Annotated in this window: 13 protein-coding genes; 12 read left to right on the plus strand and 1 reads right to left on the minus strand. The window is 70.4% G+C overall.

The window, feature by feature from the left end:
- The 5 genes from VHU88_21850 (at nt 1) to VHU88_21870 (ending at nt 6,692) form a co-directional block, all read left to right on the plus strand.
- On the plus strand, nt 1–1,596 hold the full coding sequence (locus tag VHU88_21850) for a carboxyl transferase domain-containing protein (protein HEX3614345.1): 1,596 nt from the start codon (nt 1–3) through the stop codon (nt 1,594–1,596).
- A 14-nt stretch (nt 1,597–1,610) separates the two neighbouring features.
- Nucleotides 1,611–3,692 carry a biotin carboxylase N-terminal domain-containing protein gene (locus tag VHU88_21855; GenBank protein HEX3614346.1) on the plus strand — a complete coding sequence of 694 codons (2,082 nt, stop codon included), beginning with the start codon at nt 1,611–1,613 and terminating at the stop codon, nt 3,690–3,692.
- A 111-nt stretch (nt 3,693–3,803) separates the two neighbouring features.
- Nucleotides 3,804–5,360, plus strand: coding sequence for an AMP-binding protein (locus tag VHU88_21860; protein HEX3614347.1), 1,557 nt, complete (start codon nt 3,804–3,806; stop codon nt 5,358–5,360).
- 59 nt (nt 5,361–5,419) lie between these two features.
- Nucleotides 5,420–5,884, plus strand: coding sequence for a hypothetical protein (locus VHU88_21865; GenBank protein ID HEX3614348.1), 465 nt, complete (start codon nt 5,420–5,422; stop codon nt 5,882–5,884).
- Nucleotides 5,885–5,900: 16 nt separating this feature from the next.
- Nucleotides 5,901–6,692 (plus strand): maleylpyruvate isomerase family mycothiol-dependent enzyme, encoded by a 792-nt coding sequence (locus VHU88_21870; protein ID HEX3614349.1) that lies wholly within the window; start codon nt 5,901–5,903, stop codon nt 6,690–6,692.
- Between the two features lie 33 nt (nt 6,693–6,725).
- On the opposite strand, the gene VHU88_21875 is transcribed toward VHU88_21870, so the two are convergent.
- The gene (locus VHU88_21875) at nt 6,726–7,466 is read right to left on the minus strand and encodes a DedA family protein (protein HEX3614350.1); all 741 of its coding nucleotides are present in this window, start codon (nt 7,464–7,466) and stop codon (nt 6,726–6,728) included.
- A gap of 164 nt (nt 7,467–7,630) precedes the next feature.
- Here VHU88_21875 and VHU88_21880 point away from each other — a divergent pair, with 164 nt between their 5' ends.
- The 7 genes from VHU88_21880 to VHU88_21910 all read left to right on the plus strand — a co-directional run bounded on the left by VHU88_21880 (nt 7,631) and on the right by VHU88_21910 (nt 17,679).
- A complete protein-coding gene (locus tag VHU88_21880; protein HEX3614351.1) occupies nt 7,631–8,683 on the plus strand; it encodes an alkaline phosphatase family protein in 1,053 nt (350 codons plus the stop codon).
- A gap of 76 nt (nt 8,684–8,759) precedes the next feature.
- Nucleotides 8,760–10,124, plus strand: a complete 1,365-nt coding sequence (locus tag VHU88_21885; protein ID HEX3614352.1) for an FAD-dependent oxidoreductase — start codon at nt 8,760–8,762, stop codon at nt 10,122–10,124.
- 114 nt (nt 10,125–10,238) lie between these two features.
- The gene (locus VHU88_21890) at nt 10,239–11,024 is read left to right on the plus strand and encodes an alpha/beta hydrolase (protein HEX3614353.1); all 786 of its coding nucleotides are present in this window, start codon (nt 10,239–10,241) and stop codon (nt 11,022–11,024) included.
- Nucleotides 11,021–12,415 (plus strand): wax ester/triacylglycerol synthase domain-containing protein, encoded by a 1,395-nt coding sequence (locus VHU88_21895; GenBank protein ID HEX3614354.1) that lies wholly within the window; start codon nt 11,021–11,023, stop codon nt 12,413–12,415. The genes VHU88_21890 and VHU88_21895 overlap by 4 nt, the downstream gene beginning before the upstream one ends.
- A complete protein-coding gene (locus VHU88_21900; protein ID HEX3614355.1) occupies nt 12,412–13,797 on the plus strand; it encodes a wax ester/triacylglycerol synthase domain-containing protein in 1,386 nt (461 codons plus the stop codon). The genes VHU88_21895 and VHU88_21900 overlap by 4 nt, the downstream gene beginning before the upstream one ends.
- 25 nt (nt 13,798–13,822) lie before the next feature.
- A complete protein-coding gene (locus VHU88_21905) occupies nt 13,823–16,234 on the plus strand; it encodes a 1-acyl-sn-glycerol-3-phosphate acyltransferase (GenBank protein HEX3614356.1) in 2,412 nt (803 codons plus the stop codon).
- Entirely contained in the window at nt 16,234–17,679 is a 1,446-nt protein-coding gene (locus VHU88_21910; GenBank protein ID HEX3614357.1) for an HAD-IB family hydrolase, read from the plus strand. Before VHU88_21905 ends, VHU88_21910 begins: the two co-directional genes overlap by 1 nt.
- The last annotated feature ends 15 nt before the right edge of the window (nt 17,680–17,694 follow it).

Genomic DNA, 17,694 nt, shown 5'->3' on the forward strand with positions numbered 1-17,694 from the left:
TTGCCGACCCTGCGGTCTGAACTCGACGTCCACGGTGACGAGTACCGGAACAACCTCGCCCACAACGAGGGCATGCTGAAGCTGCTCGACGAGCAGTTGGCGCTGGCCCGGGCCGGCGGTGGTGCGGCCTACATGGCTCGCCATCGCGAGCGCGGCCGGATGACGGTCCGCGAACGGATCGACCTGTTGGTCGACCCGGGTGCGGCTTTCCTGGAGTTGTCGTCGCTGGCCGCCTGGGGCACAGATTTCACGGTCGGTGCCAGCGTGGTCACCGGGATCGGCGTCGTCGAGGGCGTCGAGTGCATGTTTATCGCCAACGACGGCACCGTCAAAGGCGGCACCTCGAACCCCTACACGTGGCGCAAGATGCTGCGCGCGCTGGACATCGCGAAGCAGAACCGCCTGCCGGTGATGAACCTGGTGGAATCCGGCGGCGCGGATCTGCCCACGCAGGCCGACCTGTTCGTGCCCGCCGGGCAGTTGTTCCGTGACCTGACCCGCTTGTCCGCCGCGGGGATCCCGACGATCGCGCTGGTGTTCGGCAACTCCACGGCCGGCGGGGCGTACGTGCCAGGCATGTGCGACTACGCCGTGATGATCGACGGGCAGTCCAAGGTGTTCCTCGGCGGCCCGCCGCTGGTGAAGATGGCCACCGGGGAGGTCGCCACCGACGAGGAACTCGGCGGCGCCCGCATGCACACCTTCATCTCGGGCCTGTCCGACTACATGGCCGTCGACGAACGCGACGCGATCCGGATCGGCCGGCAGATCGTCCGCTCGCTGAACTGGCGCAAGCTCGGTCCGGCAGCAGAAGTGGTGCGGGACCCGCTCTACGACCCGGCCGAACTGCTCGGCATCGCCTCGGCAGACCTACGGGTGCCGTTCAGCGTGTACGAGGTGCTCGCCCGACTGCTCGACGCAAGCGAGTTCTCCGAGTACAAGCCCGATTACGGCTCGTCGCTGGTCACCGGCTGGGGGATGCTGCACGGCTACCGGGTCGGCGTGCTGGCCAACGCCCGGGGGGTGATCTTCAGCGAGGAGGCCAACAAGGCCACCGAGTTCATCCAGTTGTGCAACCAGACGGACACCCCGCTGATCTTCCTGCAGAACACCACCGGCTACATCGTCGGCAAGTCCTACGAGCAGGGCGGGATCATCAAGGACGGGGCGAAGATGATCAACGCCGTCGCCAACTCGGCGGTGCCGCACTTCACGGTGTTCATCGGGGCCTCCTTCGGAGCCGGGAACTACGGCATGTGCGGACGGGCCTACGACCCGCGGTTCCTGTTCACCTGGCCGAACTCGCGCATCGCCGTGATGGGTCCGCAGCAGTTGGCCGGTGTGCTGTCCATCGTCGCCCGCGACGCCGCCGCGGCCGCGGGCAAGGAGTTCGACGAGGAGAAGGACGCCGCGCGCACCGCGGCCATCGAGACACAGATCGACCGCGAGTCGCACGCGTTCTTCATGTCCGGCAAGGTCTACGACGACGGGATCATCAACCCCGTCGACACCCGCACCGTGCTGGGCATCACCCTGTCCGCCGCGCACAACAACCCGGTGCAGGGCCGGCGCGGCTTCGGCGTCTTCCGAATGTAAGGGCCCCTCACCTGATGCCTACTCAGATCAAGAAGGTTCTCGTCGCCAACCGCGGCGAGATCGCCCGTCGGGTCATCCACGGCGCCCGCGCGCTCGGGATCGCCACCGCGGTCGTGCACTCCGACGCCGATGCCGACGCGTTGTTCGTCGCCGAGGCCGACGAGGCCGTCCGACTGCCGGGCACCGCGCCCGGGCAGACCTACCTGCGCGGCGACCTGATCCTGGACGCTGCGGCCCGGGTCGGCGCGGACGCGATCCACCCCGGCTACGGCTTCCTGTCCGAGAACGCGGCGTTCGCGCAGGCGGTCGCCGACGCCGGACTGGTGTTCATCGGCCCGACCCCGGAGGCCATCGCGGCCATGGGCGACAAGGTCACCGCGAAGCGGATGATGGCCGCCGCCGGGGTCCCGGTACTGGCCGGCTTCACGATCGGCGCCGACGGACGGGCGCTGCCCGAGGGTGGCGGCGGTACTTATGGCCTGCCAGGCGACGGCAACGCCGTGGACGTCGCGACCGCGCTGGCGGCCGTGGGCCTGCCCGCGATCGTCAAGGCCTCGGCCGGTGGCGGCGGGCGCGGCATGCGGATCATCGCCTCGGCCGACGAGGCCGCCGATGCGATCGCCTCGGCGCAGCGCGAGGCGGAGTCGGCGTTCGGCAACCCGATGGTGTTCCTGGAGCGCTACCTGTCGCCGTCGCGGCACATCGAGATCCAGGTGATCGCCGACGACCACGGCAACACGGTCGCGCTGTTCGAACGCGAGTGCTCGATCCAGCGCCGGCACCAGAAGATCGTCGAGGAAGCGCCCTCCTCCTTCGTCGACGCCGACCTTCGCGCGCACCTGTGCCAGGCCGCGGTCGCGGCGGCGCAGGCCGTCGGCTACCGCAACGCGGGCACCGTCGAGTTCATCGTGGGCACCGACGGCACCGCCGCGTTCCTGGAGATGAACACCCGGCTCCAGGTGGAGCACCCGGTCACCGAGGCCATCACCGGGTTGGACCTGGTGGCGCTGCAGTTCGCCGTCGCCGCGGGCCAACCGCTGCCGGCCACCGCGTGCGCGCCGGACATCAACGGCCACGCGATCGAGGTCCGGCTCTGCGCCGAGGACCCGGCCGCCGGGTACCTGCCGGTCTCCGGCACCTTCGAACTGTTCGAGATCGCCGCCGCCGCGCAGTTCGCTCCGGCGCGCAGCGGCGGCGGTTCCGTGCGCGTCGACTCCGCGCTGACCGACGGCGGCACCGTCAGTCCCTACTACGACTCGATGATCGCCAAGGTCATCGCGCACGCGCCGACCCGCGCCGGGGCGGCCGCGCTGCTGGCCGATGCCCTGTGCCGGGCGCGACTGCACGGCGTCACGACCAACCGCGACCTGCTGGTCGCGATCCTGCGCAGCGACGCGTTCCTGGCCGGCGACACCACCACCGACTTCCTGGAGCGCGTCACCGGTCTGTTGGATCCTGCCGGCGACGCCACCGCGCAACGCCTCCATGCGGCCGTGGCCGCGATCGCCCGGCACCACCGCGCCCGGCCCGCCGGGCTGCCGCAGCCCGCGGTGCCGCGCGGGTGGCGCAACAACCGGGCGACGCTGGAGACGGTCACTTTCAAGACCGCCGACGGCGAGACCATCAAGGTCGCGTCCGACCTGACCGGGGCCGACGCGGTCCTGGAGATCGACGACGAACGCGTCCCGATGACCATCCACCGAGCCGACGGGGCGAACGTCGACCTCACCGCCGGCGGCGTCCGGCGGCGTTACCGGGTCCATCTGTCCGACGACCGGACGGCCGAGACGATCGGGCTGGCAGCCGTCGACAGCCCGCTGGGCCACTCCACCTTCCACGTGCTCGACCCCCTGCCCGCGCCGGGCGCCGGTGGGCCGACCGGCGGGCTGACCGCACCGATGCCCGGCGCGGTGGTCCGGATCCTGGTCGCCGTCGGCGACGTCGTGGAGGCCGGCCAGCCGCTGCTGGTGCTGGAGGCGATGAAGATGGAGCACACCATCCGCAGCCCCCAGGACGGCACGGTGGCGGCGCTCAACGTCAAGGAGGGCGAGCAGGTCCAGATCGGCGCAGTGCTCGCCGCGCTGCAGGAGAGCTAAGGTTCGGCAAGCCTCCCTCCGCTCATCGATGATCTGGCGGGGCTCTCTCATACGCGGGGCGTCAACACTCATACGCGGGGCGTCAACACCGGCCACCCAATGGAGGGTGCGATGAAGGAACTCGTGTTCACCCGGTCCCTGCTGCCCAGCCTGCAGGCCAACGCCGAGCGGATCGGCTTCATCGACGCCGCGACCGGGCATGAGGTCCGGTTCGGTGAGCACCTGGACCGGATCTCGCGCCTGTCCTACGCGATGCGTACCGAGTTGGGCGTGACCGCGTCCGACCAGGTCGCGACGTTGAGCCTGAACAGCCTGCCGTTCGTGGAGTTGTGGCACAGCTGCCTGCTCGGGGCGGCGATCATGAACCCGTTGAACCTGCGGTTCTCCGCGGAGGAACTGGTCTACGTCCTCAACGACAGCGGCACCACGGTGTGTTTCGTCGACCCGACGTTCGCGCCGTTGATCGAGTCGATCCGCGACCGCACGCAGCTCAAGCGGGTCGTGCTGACCAGTGGTGAGGGCCCGGCCGACATCGGCTACGAGGCGATGCTGGCGGCCGCTGAGCCGCGGCTCCCCGCCGAACCTGACGAGGAGTCACCTGCCGTTCTGATGTACACCGGCGGGACGACCGGGCACCCCAAGGGCGTGATCCTGTCCCACCGCGCCGAGGTCCTGAACCAGTACCACGCGGCGATGGTGCTGCCCTGGGACACCGCCGCGCCCACATTGGTGCAGACCCCGATGTTCCACGGCGCCACGATGATCGGCCTGGTCGGCGCACCGATGTTCGGCACCTCGATGGTGGTGCTGCCGATGTTCTCCCCCGAGGCCTCGCTGGTCGCCACTGAGACCTACCGGCCGTCCTCGACGGTGCTGGTGCCCACGATGCTCGGCATGATCGTGAACTCCGCGGACTTCCGGCCCGAGCGGTTGGCCAGTCTGCGTCGCATCACCTACGGCGCCTCGCCGATGCCCGGGGCCCTGTTGGGCAAGCTGCTGGAACTGTTGCCGGACTGCGAGATCGTGCAGGGCTACGGCATGACCGAGTGCTGCACGGTGCTCACCGTGCTGCCGGATTCCGAGCACCGTAAGGGAAAGCGGCTGGGCTCGTGCGGCCGCGCGGTCCCGGGCGTGCAGCTCGAGATCCGCGGCGAGGACGGCAACCCGCTACCGGTCGGCGAACCCGGAGAGGTCTGCGCCCGAGCCGGCAACTTCATGACCGGCTACCTGAACAAGCCGGAGGAGACCGCCAAGGCCCTGCGCGAGGGCTGGTACTACAGCGGCGACGTCGGCTACCTCGACGAGGAGGGCTACCTCTTCCTGGTCGACCGGGCCAAGGACATGATCATCTCCGGCGGGGAGAACGTCTACTCCGTCGAGGTGGAGAACGCGATCTGCACCCACCCGGCGGTGCTCCAGGTCGCCGTGATCGGCATCCCGCACGAGGTGTGGGGCGAGGCGGTGCATGCGATCTGCGTGATCCGGCCCGGCCACGAGGTCACCGCCGAGGACCTGATCACCCATGCCCGCACGACGATCTCCGGCTACAAGGTGCCGCGTTCGATCGACCTGCGCAGCGAACCCCTGCCGCTGTCGGCCGCGATGAAGGTGCTCAAGCGCGACCTGCGGGCCCCGTTCTGGGCCGGACACGGACGCACGATCAACTGACTATCAGTCAGATCAGACACAGTCAGATCAGACACAGCAGGAACGCCCAGGAGGCGGACATGGAGACGGTCGTGGCGACCCGAACGTTCGACGGCGACGTCAAGTCGCTGGTGGAGTACTGCAGGACCATGCGGTCCCGCGAGAACTGGCCGGGAGCGGTGCCCAGCTACGAGAGTGGCTACACGCTGATCTACACGGTCGGGATGAACCTGAGCGGCGCGGCCTTCGTGGACATCGAGATCGACGAGAAGCTCGGTGAGGTGGAGGAACGGTCCGACGGCTCGGTGCGGTTCACCACCACCCAGCGCGTGACCTGGCCGACGGGGCATGCCGACGCGAACACCGACTACCTCTTCACCCCTGGCGAGGACGGCATCCCCCACACGCTGCAGTTCACCTACCGCTACGAGCCGCCGAGCACGAAGCTGGTGAAGACCAAGGCGCTGCCTGCCTTCCACGCGGGTATGGAGGCAGTCGCCGCGATCTACCTCAAGGGCTTGGCCAAATCCTTCTCGCACAACTGATCCCGGGAGTTCTCCGATGTCTGCCGATCGGGTGGCCGCACTGGCCGCCGGCCACGAGGCCAACGTCGCCTACCTGTCCGCGCTGACCGCCGAGGAGTGGGCCACGCCGAGCCGTTGCCCCGGCTGGACGGTCAAGGACGTGGTCTCGCACATGGGTGCGGCGTACCACGGTGCGTTCACGCCGTGGTTCATCAAGCTGATGCTGGGCAAGGACATCGAGGCGGCCAACAACGCCGACGTGGCCAAGCGCCAGGAGTGGCCAGGTTCGCGGGTGCTGACCGAGTACGCGGTGTGGGGCAAGCGGTTCCGGCCCATGGCCAAGGCGTTGCAGGCGCCACCCCTGCGGGCGTTGCCGATCAAGGTGGCCGAGGTCGGCACCTACCCGGCGGCGATCCTCACGAGCGCGTTCGTCTTCGACCACACCCTGCACGTCACCCACGACATCGCCGGCGCCATCGGCCGGCCCGCGCCACAACCGGACGCCAACATGGTCACGGTAGGAACTGAGTGGATGATGCTCGGCCTGCCCGCGATGTCCGGCGACCGGCTGTCGTGGTTGACCGGCCCGGTGGAGCTGGACCTGGTCGGCCCGGGCGGCAGCGTCTGGACCGTCGGGCCGGGCGGCAAGAACGGCCGGGTCCGGGTCACCGAGGGCGCGGCCGGTCAGGCGGCCGCGGCGATCTCCGGCGACGCGGCGACGTTCGGGGTGTGGGGCACCGGCCGCGCGCCGTGGCGCGAGTCCGGGGTCAACATCAAGGGCGACGACGAACTCGGCGCGAAGTTCCTGGACTCGACCCGCATCATCTGACGCCGCGACTCTGTCGCCCTTTCTGACTCAGCGTCAGCGGCGCTCCCGCCGGGGTCCCCCGGCGGGGGCACCGGCACGCTTGCGGGCCCAGCTCTGACGCAGGACCACCAGTACCACCAGGCCGATGGTGACCTGCAGCGAATAGTGCGAGACCGCGTCCGCGACGTGGACCGCGTCCTCACCGATCCAGTAGCCCAGCCCGGCCCACAGCCCGAGCCAGATGAGCGCACCGATCGCGTCCAGGATCAGGAAGACCGGCAGGGACATTCCGGCCATGGCGACCGCGACAGTGATCAGCTGCATGGGAATCGGCCCGATGTAGGCCGTGACCACCAGCAGTGGGCCGTACCGACCGCCGAGGCGTTTGGCCAACTCGATCCGACGCTCGGCCTTGCGGCCCCGAAAGGCCATGCGCAGCGCATTCTCGCCCCAGCGACGCCCGGCCCACCAGTACACCCAGTCGAACAGCATCGTCCCGGGCAGCCCGGCGAAGATCGCGACCAGCATCGACCCGTGCCCGGTCCCGGCCAGTGCCCCGAGCGTGATGACCGCGGACGTCGAACCGCGGATCAGCGCCAGCCACACCGGGTGCCGCCCGACCAGCGGACCGACCAGAAACATGGTCCCGAGGTAGTAGAACCCCATGAACACCATCAGGCTGAGGATCAACTTGTCCGCGCGTTCCGGGTGCCCGTCGCCCCACGGGGCGTGCGGACCGTGCGCCGGCCCGGGCTCCTGGGGAGCCGTGGCGGCGGGCTCCGCGGTCTCGGTCACCGGGTAACGGTATGGCACGTGCCCCGGGCGGATCGGCGAGGCGCGAAGCTTCGTCCAACGGACCAATAGCTAGGAACTTGTTAAGATCCACCCACTCCAAGGTCCGAGCCCCACACTCGAGCACAGCCGGGTCCGGGGGGCACCAGGCGCGAGGAGGGTCGGTCATGGGCCGCCGCACGATCGACACGATGCCGACGCCTGGTCGACGGGACCGCGGACCCAAACCGCTGTCGCGCGCGACCAAGCGTGTGCTGACCACGGTGGGGGCGCTCAGCCTGATCGGCGCCGGGCTCGCCGGTTGCTCCGCGGCGCAGTCCGGCTCCTCGGCGGCGGCGAGCACGGCGCCGGCCCAGGCTGCATCGTCCAACCAGGCCTCGGCCGGCTCGTCGGTCGCCGACCCGTACCAGAAGGTGCTGGTCGTGATGGAGGAGAACGAGACCTACGGAGCCGTGCTGAGCTCCGCGAAGGCCCCGTACCTGACCTCGTTGTCCCAGCAGTACGGCACCGCTACCGCGTTCGACGCCGGTTACCCGGTGCAGTGCACGTCGCTGGCCTCGTACCTGTTGCTGACCAGCGGCGACCGCCGTGGCATCTGCGACGACAATCCACCGTCGGCCCATCCCGACCCGAGCAGCAGCATCTTCGCCGAGGTGACCGGCAGCGGCCGAACGTGGCGCACCTACGCCGAGTCGATGCCGAGCAACTGCGACCTGACCAACAGCGGCGACTACGCCGTGCGACACGTCCCGGCGACCTACTACACCGGGCTGCGCAGCCAGTGCGCCACCTCCGCCGTCCCGATGGGGGCGATGAGCTCCGGCGCGTTCCACACCGACCTGAGCAGCGGCAACCTGCCCGCGTACTCGATGCTCGTGCCGAACCTGTGCGACGACATGCACGGCGCCACGAACTGTCCGGCCGGGAACATGGTGACCGAGGGCGACACCTGGCTGCACAACGTGCTCCCGGCCGTGTTCGCCTCGCCGGACTACAGGGCCGGGCGGCTGGTCGTGATGATCGACTGGGACGAGGGCGACAGCACCAGCAACCACATCCCGGCCCTGGTCCTCTCCCCCACCACCAAGCATGTCGCCGTGATCGCGCCGATGACCGACTGCTCGATGCTCGCACTGTCCGAGGACGTGCTCGGGCTGAACCGGCTGGGCTGCGCGGTCGGGGAGCCGCGCCGACTTGCCGCGTTCCACCTCGGGGCCTGAAAGCGCCGGGGAGCCGACCGAATAGGGTCGTGCGGCAACCCCCCGGACAGCAGTACGGACGCAGCGAGGCAACCGCATGAGTACAGCCTGCGTAGCAGTTGTCGGTTCCGGCCCGGCAGCGTTCTACGCCGCAACGGTCCTGTTGCGGTCGGACGAGCCGTTGGTCCACGTCGACGTGTACGAGAAGTTGCCGACTCCGTGGGGCCTGGTCCGGTCCGGGGTCGCCCCCGACCACCCGAAGATCAAGAACGTGGGCGCGACGTTCGCCAAGACCGCCGACCACGAACGTTTCCGGTACTTCGGGAACGTCGAGTTCGGCCGTGACGTCTCCCGGGCCGACCTGCTCGAGCGTTACGACGCAGTGGTGTACGCGGTCGGGGCGAAGAGCGACAACCACCTCGGAATCCCTGGTGAGGACCTGCCCGGCAGCGTCGCCGCGACCGACTTCGTCGGCTGGTACAACGCCCACCCGGACTTCCGCGACTTCACGGTGGACCTCGACACCGAGCGGGTCGTGGTGATCGGTGCAGGCAACGTCGCGCTCGACGTGGCCCGGATCCTCGTCACCGACACCGAGGTGCTCGCGGGCACCGACATCGCCGACCACGCGCTGACCACGTTGCGCGCCTCGAAGGTCCGCGAGGTCGTGGTCGTCGCCCGCCGTGGCCCTGTGCAAGGCGCGTTCACCACCGTCGAACTGCGTGAGCTCGGCGAGCTGGACGGCGTCGACTGCGTGCTGGACCCTGCCGTCCTCGAGGGCCTGGACGCCGAGACCATGAAAGGGGCCCCGCACACGGTACGCACGAACCTCGAGGCGATGCGTCGACTGGTCAACGACCACCCGCCGAGCGGCCGGCCCCGGCGCCTCGTGCTGCGGTTCGCGAGCTCGCCGATCGAGATCCACTCCGATGAGAACGGCCGGGTCACCGAGGTGGTGCTGGGCGGCAACGACCTGGTCACTGCCGAGGACGGCAGCGTCAAGGCCCGCGACAACGGCACCCGCGAGACGCTGCCGGCCGGCGTGGTCGTGCGTGCTGTCGGGTACCGCGGCGTGGCCCTGCCCGACGTGGTGTTCGACGAGAGGCGCGGCATCATCCCGAACGAGGGCGGCCGGGTCACCGGGGGCGAGCGGGAGTACGTCACCGGCTGGATAAAGCGCGGCCCCAGCGGCGTGATCGGGACCAACCGCAAGGACGGGCAGCAGACGGCCGAGGCCGTGCTGGCCGACCTGGCCGGGCGGCCGGACCGCGACGCGGCCCACATCGCCGGCTTGGCCGACTGGGTCCGTTCGCGCTGCCCGGACGTGGTCGAGGAACTCGACTGGCGTGCCATCGACCGGCACGAGACCGCCTCCGGGGAGGCCGGCGGGCGGCCGCGGGTCAAGCTGTGCACCGTCCCGCACATGCTCGAGGTGGTCGCGAAGGCGCGCACCTCGCGCTGAGGGGCGGCCTCACACCCAGCTTGTCGGGCCGTGATCCCGGAATGGCCATGCGGCCCGGTTGGCCGTAACTTGGGGGTTCCGAACCACCGGTGACCTGTGTCCGGAGGAACCTCTGTGAATCACAACGAGGGCAGCCTCGCGGACGGGCGACTCTTCTTCCGCTCGTGGCACACCCAGAATCCCCGGGCCGACGTCGTGATCGCCCACGGCTACGCCGAGCACAGCGGCCGGTACGCCCACGTCGCGACCGCGCTGGTTGCGGCCGGCTACGACGTCTGGGCGGTCGACCACCGCGGCCACGGCCGGTCGGCCGGCGAGCGCGGGAACATCGACTCGATGGCCGACGTCGTCGCCGACCTGGACCTGCTGGTCGACCTCGCCGCCGCCGGGCAGCGGCCGGTTTTCCTGCTCGGGCACTCGATGGGCGGGGCGATCGCGCTGGCCTACGCCCAGGCGCACCAGGAGCGGTTGGCCGGGCTGTCCTTGTCCGGCGCCGCGATCGTGTTCCCGCCCGAATTGCTCGCGTTGGTTGCCCTGCCGGAGATTCCCGAACTCGACCTGTCGCCGGCCGTGTCCAGCGACCCGGCCGTCGTCGAGGCCTACCGGACCGACCCGTTGGTCCACCACGGGCCGCCGTCGCGGACCACGTTGGGCATCCTGGCCGACTCCGAGAAACTGATCGCCGGCTTGGCGGAACTGACCCTGCCGGTCCAGGTGATGCACGGCAGCGCCGACGGGCTGGTCCCGTCGCGGGCCCTGGGCGTGATCGTGTCCGGGGTGTCCTCGGCCGACGTGACGGCCCGGCTGTGGCCGGGGCTGTTCCACGAGATCTACAACGAGCCCATCCAGGCCGCGGTCATCGGCGAACTGGTGGCCTGGTTGCAAGGCCGGGCCCGATGACCGACCACCACGACGCCGGCGCGCTGTGGTCGGCCGCCCCGCGGATGAGCGACTTCGAGGCGCTGATGTGGCGCATCGAGGCCGACGCCCGGCTGCGCTCGGACGGCATCATGCTCGCGGTGCTCGACCGGACCCCGGACTGGGACCGCGTGGTTGCCACCCACGCCTGGGCCATCGAGACGGTGCCGCGCCTGCGGCAGCGGGTCGTCGACGACCCGCTGCGGCTCCGGACACCGGCTTGGGTCGACACCGATTCCGACCTTGCCTACCACCTGACCCGGGTGCGACTGCCGGACGGCACGGGGATGGCCGGGGCGCTCGATATCGCGGCCGGACTGCACATGGCGCCGTTCGACACCGCCCGGCCGGTCTGGCAGGCGGTGTTGGTCGAGGGCCTGCCCGGCGGCAAGGCGGCCTACCTGATCAAGCTGCATCACGCACTGGCCGACGCCACCGGGTTCATGCAGCTCTTCGACATCCTGTTCGCCCGCGGACCCGAGCCTGCCGACGATCCGCAGCGCTACGGCGTCCCCGCCCGCCCGGACGAGCCGGCCGAGTCCGACCGGCTGGCGATCGTGCGCGACTCGGTCGACGCGACCCTGGGCGCGGCTCGCACTGTGAGCGGGATGACCGGACGGCTGCTGAGCCGGCCCGGGTCGGTGGTCGACTATGTGCAGTCCCTCGGCCGGGTGCTGAAACTGCCCGGGACGTCCTCGCCGTTGCTGGCCAATCGTGGCCTGGCCCGTCGGGTCCGGACGCTGGAGTGCCCGCTGTCCGATCTGAAGGCGGCCGGGAAAGCTGCCGGGGGCAGCCTCAACGACGCGTACCTGGCCGCGATGCTGGGTGGGCTGGGCAGCTACCACGCGAAGCACGGCTCGGTGATCGGAGACATCCCGACCGCTCTGCCGGTCAGCCTGCGGGTGGCCGGAGACCCGGCCGGGGGCAACAAATTCGCCGGCGCCTACATCGCCGGGCCGGCCGGCGAACCGGACCCGGCGCGACGCATCGCGCTCGTCGGCGAGCGGGTGCGTGCCGTGCGTACCGAGCCGGCATTGGACTACCTCGGTGAGTCGGCGGGTCTGCTCTCGCGGCTGCCCGCACAACTGGTCACCGCGATCACGCTGCGGGTGTCCAACGCCCTGGACATCCAGGCCTCGAACTTCCCCGGCCTGACCCGCCCGGCCTACCTGGCCGGTGCCCATCTCGAGCGGATGTACCCGTTCGGTCCCGTCCCCGGCTCGGCGATGATGGCCACTCTCGCGACCCACGAAGGCATCTGCTGCATCGGCGTGACCACCGACAACCAGGCGGTGCCGGACCCGGATCTACTGAACAGCTGCATGCAGGAGTCCCTCGACGAGGTGCTCGGATTGGCAGGAGGACAGAAGTGACGACCCGTCAGCAATCGGTGTCCCCGGACGCGGCCGCTCTGGCGGCCTGGTCGGCCGGGCATGAACTCTCCGACACCGAGGCGTTGATGTGGCGGGCCGAGGCCGAGGCCCGGCTGCGGTCCGACGTCCTCCTGCTGAACATTCTGGACCGCGCCCCCGACTGGGACCGGTTGGTCGCCGTGCACGCCACGCACGTGGGGGCGGTGCCGCGCTTCCGGCAGCGCGTCGTGGACGACCCGCTGCGGCTGGCCCGGCCGCGCTGGCAGCAGACCGACGTCGACCTGGCCTACCACCTGACGCGGTGTCAGTTGCCCGCCGGCAGCGGCGAGGAGGGGCTCCTGGACCTGGCCGCGGCGTTGCACATGGCGCCCTTCGACCCGGCCCGGCCGCTGTGGCAGGCGATGCTGGTCGAGGGCCTGCCCGACGGCAAGGCCGGCTACCTGCTCAAGCTCCATCACGCGATCACCGACGGCGCTTCCGGGGTGGCCCTGTTCAACATGCTGCTGCCCGCGGGGCCGGAGGAGTCCGACGAGCCGGTGCTGCCGACGATCTCGGCGGCCACCCCGCTGCGCGAGCCGGTCGACTCGGTGCGCGCGGTCACGGATCTCGTCGTGGAGGGTGGGCGAGTCGCCGTTGCGGCGCTGCGGCACCCGAACTCGGCGTTGGCCTACCTCCGTTCGCTGCGCCGGGTGCTGGCGGTCCCGGGCAACCCGTCGCCGTTGCTGAGCCGACGCGGATTGGCTCGCCGGCTGCGGGTCCTGGACTTCCCGCTGACCGACCTGCGCACGGCCGCGAAGGCCGCCGGCGCGAGTCTCAACGACGTGTACCTGGCCGGACTGCTCGGCGGTCTGGGGCACTACCACGCGAAGCACGGAGCCCCGGTCGGCGACGTCCCGATCGCCATCCCGGTGAGCACCCGCAAGGCTGACGAGGCGGCCGGCGGGAACAAGTTCGCCGGCGCGTACGTCGCCGCGCCGGTCGGCGAGCCCGACCCGCTGCGGCGGATCACACTGATCGGCGAGCGGGTCCGCGCGGCCCGGAGCGAACCGGCCCTGGACTTCCTGGCCGCGACCGCCCCGCTCACCTCCCGGCTGCCGATCGGGGTGCTCGGCCCGATGACGTTGGGCATCGCGGACAAGACCGCGCTGCAGGCTTCGAACATCCCCGGGCTGAACCGTCCGGCCTACCTGGCCGGGGCGCACATCGAGCGGATGTTCCCGTTCGGCCCGGTGCCCGGCTGCGCGATCATGGCGGTGATGCTGACCCACGCGGGGACGTGCTGCCTGACCTTCGCGACCGACCACGACGCCGTGCCGGACCCGGACCTGCTGCTGGACTGCATGCGGCAGGGCTTCGACGAGATCATCGCACTGGGCCGATGACCGACGCCCCCGGTTCGGTCTGCTGATGAGCGCGGTGCCAATGCCGCGGGTGGTCGAGCCGGTGGGCATCGCCTGGCCGCCGGCCTCTGCGATGGTCGTGCTGGCCAAGGCCGACACCGACGTGGAGGCCGCGCTGATCCGGCGCTGGGCGGAGTCGGTGGGCGCACCGGTGCACTCCTCCGCGCCGGCGGCGGTGGCCGCAGCCGGCGAATCGGCGGCGATCGTGCCGGTCCGCGTGCATTGGACGGTGGAGCTCGAGCGCGACCCGCAGGCCGGGGTGCGTTCGGCGCTGGCCCGGATACGGTTGCCGCAACCGGGCGCGCTGCGCGACCGCGGCCAGTCCCGGGCGCTGGCCCGCGATCCGGACAGCGCCCGGCTGTTGATCGGGGCCCCGGCCACCCGCGCGGAACTGCGCACCCGGTGGACCGAGCGGGAGCTCGACCCGAAAGCGCTGAACCTGGACTCGGCTGCGGCGTTCGCCGCGTTCGTCGACCGGCAGGCCCACATCGTGCTGGGCATGGCTGAGCGGCGCCTGCTCGGCGACCGATTCCGCGCCCCACTGGGGATCGTGGAAGAACTGCTCAACAACCGGGACTTCATCGAGCACGCGGAGGAACTGGCCGGGCAGATCGGCCGCAGCCCGGAGTCGGTGCTGGCCGACTGCAAGGTCTACCTGGGCGAGATGGCCAGCGCCGAGCGGCGCTGGGCGATCGACGTCTGGGCGGCCTGGGCGCGCTCACTGCACTCGCGGTCCTACGACCTCGACGTCGACCGTGAGCAGCTGGCCCGGCTGCGCGAACTGAGTACCCGTCACCCGATGGTGTTCCTGCCCACGCACAAGTCGAATCTCGACCCGTACGTGATGGCCTCGATCACCTACGAGAACGGGCTTCCGCACAACCATGTGCTCGGCGGCATCAACATGATGTTCTGGCCGTTGACCCCGCTGTTCAAGCGCATCGGCGCGGTCGGCATCCGGCGCAGCTTCCGCGACAACGCGGTGTACCGCTTCGTGCTCGCCCGCTACCTCGGGTTCCTGGCGGCCAAGCGGTTCAACCTGGAGTTCTACGTCGAGGGCACCAGATCGCGCACCGGAAAGCTGCTGCCGCCGATGATGGGGCTGCTGAACTACCTGTGCGACGCCGTAGAGGAGCAGGGACTGGGCGACGTCCTGCTGGTCCCGACCGCGATCGTCTACGACCTGCTGCACGAGGCCGAGGAGACCACCGCGGAGTCCCGCGGTGCGGTCAAACAGGTGGAGGGGATCCGCTGGCTGGCGCACTTCGTCAAGCAGCAGCGCCAGGGACACCTCGGCGAGGTCCACGTCCGCTTCGGTGAGCCGATCAACCTGCGCGACGCGCTGGCGACCTACCTGGTCGGCGAGAACGGCGTGCCGACCGACGCCAAGCAGCTCGCGGCCCGGTCCCGGTTGGCCCGCAGCAAGGTCGCGTTCGAGGTCTGCACCCGGATCAACCTGGCCACCATGGTCACCGCGCCGGCGCTGGTCACCTTCGCGCTGCTCGGGGCCGGCGACCGGGCGCTCACGCTGCCCGAGGTCCGGGCGGTGGTCGCGCCGATCCTGGAGTTCGCGTTGTCCCGCGACACCCTGGTCGACGGCGCCACCCGCGAGCTGGCCACCGACGCCGGCGTGCTGGCCACGCTGACCAAGCTCGTCGACTCCGACGTGGTCGAGTGCTACGGCGGCGGTCCGCAGACGGTTTACCGGATCGGCCCGGATCAGGAGCTGATCGCCGCGTTCTACCGCAACGCGACCGTGCACATCTTCGTCGCCCGGGCGATCCTGGAGCTGGCGTTCCTGCACGTCTCGGCAACCGGCGGCGGCATGATCGGGGCGTGGCGCGAGGCGATGCGGTTGCGCGACCTGTTGAAGTTCGAGTTCTTCTTCAGCGAGAAGGACGAGTTTCGCCAGGAGCTGCAGGCCGAACTGCGCCGCATCGAGCCCGACGAGGCCCGCTGGGAGAAGCTCGAGGACATCGGTGCCGAGCTGGCCGAGCGCGGACCGTTGGTCGCGCAACGCACACTGCGCTCGTTCGTCGAGTCCTACGCGGTGGTCGCCGACTACCTGGTCGCGGCCGGGCCGGTTGCCGTCGACCCGAAGGCCGCCGCGCAGGCATGCCTCGGGCTGGGCAAGCAGTTCCAACTGCAGCGGCGGGTCACCTCCTCCGAGGCGATCTCGATGCACCTGTTCCGCAACGGTTTCGCGCTGGCCGCCAACCGTGGCCTGCTCGGCGCGGGCGCCGAGGTCCTGGACGGCCGGGTGGCGTTCGCCGCGCAACTGGACGACTTGCTCGCCCGACTGGAACGGATCAACCAGTACGAGCTGCACCGGGTCGCCACGGCCCGGGAAGCCTTGCGCAGCAAGCATCTGACAGGCAATCAGACCGAGGCCGCTGTGGCGACGACGGGAGCTACCTGATGGGGACTTCTGGATCCGGCAGTGGGAAGGTCGCCGCGTTCTTCGACTTCGACGGCACGATCGTCGACGGCTACTCGGCGCTCGCACTGATCAAGGAGCGCCTGAAGAACCGTCAGATCGGGCCGGTCGACACCGCGCGGTTGGTGCTCACCGGGCTCGGCACCCGGACCGGGCACACCGAGGTCGAGGACTTCATGAAGGCCGGCCTGGCGATCTTCCGCGGCAAGAACGCCGATGAGCTCGACGAGATGGGCCGCAAGTTCGCCCGCTCGACATTGGGCGGGCATCTGTTCGCCGACGCGGTGGACCGCATCGCGCACCACCAGCGCCAGGGGCACTTGGTGGTGATCGCGTCCTCCGCACTGACGTTCCAGGTCGAGGCGCTGGCCGAGGAATTGGGCTTCGACCACGTGCTGTGCACGCGGATGGCCTTCGACGCCGACGGACGGGCCACCGGCGAGGTCGACGGCGAGATGCTCTGGGGCAAGCAGAAGGCGTTGGCCGTGCAGGCCTATGCCCGCGAGAACGACATCGACCTCGAGGCCAGCTACGGCTACGCGAACGGCGACGAGGACATCGAGTTCCTCTCCACCGTCGGCAACCCACGCCCGGTCAACCCCGAGCCGGAACTGCTCGCCCACGCCGACGCCCACCGTTGGCAGGTGCAGCGCTTCGTGCCGCGCACCTCGGCCTCGTTCCTGGACATGCCGCGCACGGTCGCCGCCTACACCGGCATGGCGGCCGGCGGCGTCATCGCGGCCGGGCTCGGGCTGCTCAATCGCAGCCGCCGGGTGACCGCGAACACCCTCATCGGCGTCGGCGGCGACCTGATGCTGGGCCTGGCCGGTGTCGACGTCGACGTCGTCGGCGAGCACCACGCCTGGACCCACCGGCCGGCGGTGTTCATCTTCAACCACCAGAGCCTGCTCGACCCGCTCGCGGTGTTCCAGGTCGTCCAGCGCGACATCACGCCGATCGGCAAGAAGGAGGTCGAGCGGATGCCGTTGATCGGCCAGATGGCCTGGCTGACGAACGCGGCGCTGGTCGACCGCACCGACAGCCGGCAGGCCAAGGCCGCGCTGCAGCCTGCGCTGGAGCGACTGGCCGACGGCTACTCGATCATGATCGCTCCGGAGGGCACTCGGTCGCTCACGCCCCGTGTCGGACAGTTCAAGAAGGGCGCGTTCCACCTGGCCATGCAGGGCGGGGTGCCGATCGTCCCGGTCATCATTCGGAACGCCGGCGAACTCATGTGGCGGGGCTCGAACCTCATCCGGGCCGGGCGGATGGAGGTGCTGGTCGCGCCGCCGATCGACGTCTCGGACTGGACGGTGCGCGAGCTCAATCAACGCGTGGAAGCTGTGCGGCAGCTTTACGTCGAGACGCTCGAGAACTGGGACGAAGCGGTGGCCCGGGCCCGTGCCGAGGCGCGCACCGCCCAGTAGCACCTGCCAGTAGCA

It is taken from the genome of Sporichthyaceae bacterium, assembly GCA_036269075.1.
GTDB lineage: Bacteria > Actinomycetota > Actinomycetes > Sporichthyales > Sporichthyaceae > DASQPJ01.